The organism is Streptomyces sp. NPDC059900 (genome assembly GCF_050270335.1).
Taxonomy (GTDB): Bacteria; Actinomycetota; Actinomycetes; order Streptomycetales; family Streptomycetaceae; genus Streptomyces.
The window spans coordinates 1-5219 of sequence record NZ_JBNNJZ010000558.1 but is presented as its reverse complement, the minus strand read 5'-3'; the positions used below and the strand labels follow the sequence as shown (position 1 = coordinate 5219).

General features: G+C 72.0%; 3 protein-coding genes. 1 reads left to right on the top strand and 2 read right to left on the bottom strand.

What is annotated here, in order from left to right:
* Window positions 1–48: 48 nt before the first annotated feature.
* Entirely contained in the window at window positions 49–894 is an 846-nt protein-coding gene (locus ACQKIP_RS38980; RefSeq protein ID WP_365857038.1) for a hypothetical protein, read from the bottom strand.
* 234 nt (window positions 895–1128) lie between these two features.
* On the opposite strand from ACQKIP_RS38980, the gene ACQKIP_RS38975 reads away from it, so the two are divergent.
* Complete coding sequence (locus tag ACQKIP_RS38975) at window positions 1129–4179, top strand: AfsR/SARP family transcriptional regulator (RefSeq protein ID WP_365857041.1); 3051 nt, start codon at window positions 1129–1131, stop codon at window positions 4177–4179.
* Between the two features lie 48 nt (window positions 4180–4227).
* Here the strand turns inward: ACQKIP_RS38975 and pcaD are convergent, their stop codons facing one another.
* Window positions 4228–5034 (bottom strand): 3-oxoadipate enol-lactonase, encoded by an 807-nt coding sequence (pcaD, locus tag ACQKIP_RS38970; RefSeq protein WP_365857043.1) that lies wholly within the window; start codon window positions 5032–5034, stop codon window positions 4228–4230.
* Between the last annotated feature and the right edge of the window lie 185 nt (window positions 5035–5219).

Below are 5219 nucleotides of genomic sequence, written 5' to 3'. Positions count from 1 at the left end.
GGGTCGCCGCCGTTGCGGGGATGTGGGTACACGACGTTGCCGCGGCGGTCAGCTCAGCGAGGCGAGCACATCGCGGGCGGCGGTGATGGCGGCTTCCTCGGCCTGCTTGCTGGTGGTGTCGGAGTTCGCCCGGCTGTAGGTGAAGTCCACGTTCAGTGAGGCGTTGCCTTCCATCACCACCACCGAGGCCTGGGCCAGAGTCCCGTCCCGGGCGTCGACGGTGGCGACGACGACGGCCTCCTTGCCGAGCCCGCTCACCGGCCGGGAACTTTCCACCTTGCGCATGCCTTTGAGGGTGCTGAGCGCGCTCTTCTTCTTGAGGTCGTACTGACCGTCGACGTTCGCGCCGACCGTGAGGCTGACATCCAGGCTCTGGTAGGTGCCGCCGTAGTCGGCCGGCTCCCAGCGCGGCATCCTGGTGATCATTGTGGCCAGGTCCTTGTCGTCCATCAGGCCCGGCGTGCACTCGCCGCCGGGCGCGATCTTCTCGATCGTCGACGCCTTGATGAGCTCGCAGCCCTTGGGCACCTTGGTGAACGTCTTGCCCTTGGACGGCGCCTTCGGCTCGGTGACGCCTCCCGGCGCGCCGGGAGGCTTGCCCGCAGCGCTCTTCTTGTCGTCGTCCCCCGACGTGGCGACGACCACGCCGATGACCACGGCCGCCACGAGCGCCGCGGCGCCGCCGATCAGCCACATACGAGAACGGCCGCCGCGAGGTCCCGGGCCGCCCGGACCGCCGGGGAGGCCGGGACCGCCCGCCGGGGCCGGCTGCGACCAGGCGGAGGGCGGGCCCGGCGCGTGCGGCGGCGCCGGCGGTGCCTGGCCCGGCATCGGGGGCAGCGGCACCTGGCCGGGGGCCTGAGGGCTCTCGCCGAAGCCCTGACGGGGGCTCACCTGCGGGTTCTCACTCACAAGACAACTCGCTTTCCTGCGGTCCATGTCCTTGGGAGGGGCAGGACCCCTCCCCGGGGACGTGGCCGGAACGGTTCGACCGGGACCGGGCACGACGCGCCGAACCCTCTCGCGAGACACTGCAATGCCGATGAAATTCTGCTGAAGCAGAGGACGGGGCTGCCGCAGGGACAACGGGGTACTGCGGTAACTGCTGAGACCACGGGGGACTTCGAAGTGGGTACGAACAGAGCGGATACGAGTGGCGCGGCGGACGCAGGCTCCCGCCGGGGCGGATGCAACCCGCCTGACGCGACGCATACTTCAGGACCGGCAGATCCGGCAGGCCCGGCAGATCCGGCAGGCGGGCAGATCGCGGCGGACCGGCTGCGTCTGGCCCTGCTCGGACCGCTCGGCGCCCACCGCGGCAAGGCGTCGCTGGACCTGGGGCCCGTACGGCGGCAGGCCGTGCTGGCCGCGCTGATCCTGCGGGCGGAGAAGCTGGTCACCCATCAGCAACTCCTGGACGACGTATGGGGACTCGAACCACCGGGAACCGGGCGCCGCGTCCTGCCCAGCTACGTCTACCCCCTGCGCAAGACACTGGACGTGCCCGGCACCGTCCCCACCGCATCCGTCATCCGCGGTGAGCGGGGCGGCTACCGCTTCGTACCCGGCCAAGCACGCACGGACGTCGCCGAGTTGGCACAACACGCCGCCGCGGTACGCGGCGCGAAGACCGAAGGCGACCTTGCCGGCGCCCTCGACGGGTGCACGCGGGCGCTGGACCTCTTCCACGGAGAGCCGTTGGCCGGCCTGCCCGGACCGCTCGCCGACGCCGAGCGGCAGCGGCTTGCCCGGCAGCGCCGCACCCTCCACCAGGAGCGAGCGGAGTGCCTGGTACTCCTGGGCCGGTACACGGAGGCCTTGGACGAACTGCCGGACGCGCCCGCGGCGCAGCCCTACGACGAACCCCTCGCGGCCCTGCGCATGCGCGCCCTGTACGGCAGCGGACGCCAGGCCGAAGCGCTCGCCGTCTACCGCGAGACCCGGGACCGGCTGCGCGAGGAACTGGGCGTGGAGCCCGGCGAGGAACTGCGCCGGGTGCACCAGGGGGTGCTGCGCCGTGATGATCCGCTGCTGCTGGGCCCTGGCGGGCCGCCCCGCGCCACGGGCGCCGCCCCCGCGCACTCGCCGCGCCCGGCAGCCGCACCCGCACCGTCGCCGGCATCAGAGCCTTCTGCCGCTCCCTCGCGCCCCCGCCGCAACGACCTGCCCGGCGACACCGCCTGGCTGGTGGGCCGACAGGCAGAACTCGCCCTGCTCACCGCCCCGGTGCCGGACGGATCGGTCTCCGTGGCCGCCGTGGACGGCACGGCCGGCGTCGGCAAGACCGCGCTGCTGGTGCGCGCCGCCTGGGCGGTGCACGACCAGTACCCGGACGGCTGCCTGTTCGTGGACCTGCACACGCACGGCGCACCCCACGAGAGCCTGCGCCCGCAACGCGCACTGCACCAACTGCTCAGGGCCGTCAACGGCGCCGGTGATGAACTGCCGGACGATCTACACGAGTTGGTGACCGCCTGGCGGGCGGCCACCAGTACCCTGCGGCTGCTGCTGGTCGTGGACGACGCACGCACTGCGGAACAGGTGCGTCCCTTGCTGCCCGCGGGCCCGGGCAGCCGGGTGCTGGTGGCGGGCCGCCAGCGGCTGCCCGGGCTCGACGCCGACCGGCGGCTCACCGTGGAGCCTCTGGACACGAGCGAGGCGGTCACCCTGCTCAGGCGCCTGCTCGGCCAGAGCCGCGCCGGACAGGAACCAGAGGCCGCGCAGGAACTCGCCCGCCGTTGCGGCGGCCTCCCGCTCGCGTTGCGCATCGCCGGGGCACGGCTGCAGAACCGCCCCTCCTGGACGCTGGCCCACCTGGTCGGCCGGATGTCCCACGACGAACGCCGGCTGGGCGAACTCACCGCCGAGGACCGCAGCGTGGACGCCGCCTTCCGGATGTCCTACGACCTGCTCGCACCCGAACTGCGCCGCACCTTTAGGGCATTGAGCCAAGCACCGACCGCCGAGTTCGACTGCCTCACTCCCGCCGTCATGCTCGATTGCCCGCCCCTGGACGCCGAGGACCTCCTGGAGCGGCTGGTCGACGCGAGCCTGCTGCAGCAGCCCCGCCCCGGCCGCTACCGCCTGCACGATCTCGTACGCGACCACACACGCCGCCTCGCCGCCGGCGTGCCCCACGAGGCCGCCGCGGACCGCACCGCCGTGCTGCACCTCTACACGGCTGCCGGGCGCATGGCCAGCGACTGGGGACCCGAGGGCTATCCCACCGGCCCCGATGTCTCCCACGCCCCGTTCGGCGACTGGCAGGAAGCCGACGCGTGGCTGGAGGCCGCGGGCGGCCAACTCCTCGACGTGGTGGCCTTCGCGGCGGCCGCCGAAGAACGCGAGTACGCCTGCTGGATCGCCGAAGCCCTGGTCGACCCGCTGGTGCGCCAGGGCCGCTTCCACGAGTGCCGCTCCGCCCTGGAGCTCGCGCTGCCCGGCTCCGACCTGGCCGATGACCGGCGGATGCCCTCCTCCTTGCGCAACTGCCTGGCCATCGCGGACATCTACCAGGGGCGCTTCGAGCAGTCTCACGCGTGGTGCGCCGATGCGCTGCGCCTCGCCCGCCACCAGGGCGATCTTCGCGAACAGGCGCGGGCCACCGCCGTCATGGGGGCCGCGGAGCGTGCGCTGGGCCGCTTGACGGAGGCGGCCGCCCACCTGAGCGAGGTGATGGGGCAAGCGGAACGGCTCGAGGACGACTGGCTGGCGGGGATGTCGAGCTGCAATCTGGGCGCCCTGCACGACCAGCAGGGACGCCACGAGGAAGCGCTCACGTACTACGCCACCTCCCTCACCTTCGCCGAGAAGATCGGCCGCCCCAGAATGATCAGCAAGACCCTGTGCTTCACCGCCGAGGCCCACCTGGCCCTCGGCCGGCACACCGAGGTCAAAGACCTGGCGCGGCGGGCGGCTGACCTGGCCCTGGAGGTCGGAGACCTGCAACTGCGCGCGACGAGCCTGTCCCTGCTCGGCGCCGCGGAACACGGCCTCGGCAACCTGCCGCTGGCCATCACCCTCCAGCGCCAGGCCCTGGCGACGCTCACCGAGCACACCAGCAGGCCCCTGGAGACGGAGGTCCGCCAGCGCCTCGGCCGCACCTATGCGGCAGCGGGCCGCCCGGCCGAGGCCGAGCAGCAGTTCCACGCGGCCCGGACCTTGGCCAAGCCGGTGTAGCGGCACGCTTCCGGCCGGGAGTGAGTCTCCCGGCCGGGGGAGTGGCGGTCAGGAATGCTCGGTGAGGAAGGACAGCACGACCTCCAGGAACTGCGTCTGGCCTTCGACGTTGGCCAAGTGCACCGTGGGCAGGACGGTGAACCGGGCGCCGGGGACGATCGCGGCGAGTTCCTTGCCGTGGTCGGCGGAGGTGACGGTGTCGTGCTCGCCCGCGATGACCAGGGTCGGGTTGGGGATGAGCGTGGCCGTGCGGCGCAGGTCGTAGTCGCGCACCGCGGCCCAGCTGCCGGCCACGCCCTCGCGCTGGGTGGCCAGCAGGGTGCGGCGGAAGCCCTCGACCACTTCGTTGTCGCCGTGCAGCATGCGGGCCGGGAACCAGTTGTGCAGGAAGCTCTCCGCGGTGGCCTGCATGTCGGGGGCTTGGAGCAGGTCGGCGATCGGCTGGTCCCACTGGCTGGGCGGGCCGAGGTAGGCGGCGGTGTTGGACAGCACCAGGCGGTCGATGCGCTGCGGCACGTGGATCCCCAGCCACTGCGCGACGATGCCGCCCAGGGACAGGCCCAGCACGTGCACCCGCTGCAGGCCCAGGGCATCGAGCAGCTCCACCACGTCGCGCCCCAGCCGGTCCAGGGAATAGGGGCCGGCGGGGACGTCGGAGGCGCCGTGGCCGCGCGCGTCGTAGCGCAGCAGCCGGAAGTGCTCGGTCAGAGCCTGCACTTGGCCGTCCCACATGTGCAGGTCGGTCCCGATGGAGTTCGAGAGCAGCAGCACCGGCTTGTTCTCGTCGCCGTCGAAACGGTAGGCGATGCGGACGCCGTCGCCGGTGGTGATGGACGTACGCACGTGAGAAGTCATGTCAGCTCCAGGTGTTTCGCGGGAGTGGCTGTGCAGCTATGTGCTCAGCCTAGGAACACCGCCTGCAGAGTTCTATTACAAAGAATGGACGTAACCTGTAGGTTCTTTCGACAATGACGGACTTCACGCTTCACGAGTTGCAATGCTTCGACGCGGTGGTGCGCGACGGCGGCTTCCAGCTGTCT

Bases quoted from the DNA above. Each gene is read 5' to 3' on its own strand.
- pcaD (WP_365857043.1), bottom strand. From the start codon at position 5,034: ATGACTTCTCACGTGCGTACGTCCATCACCACCGGCGACGGCGTCCGC.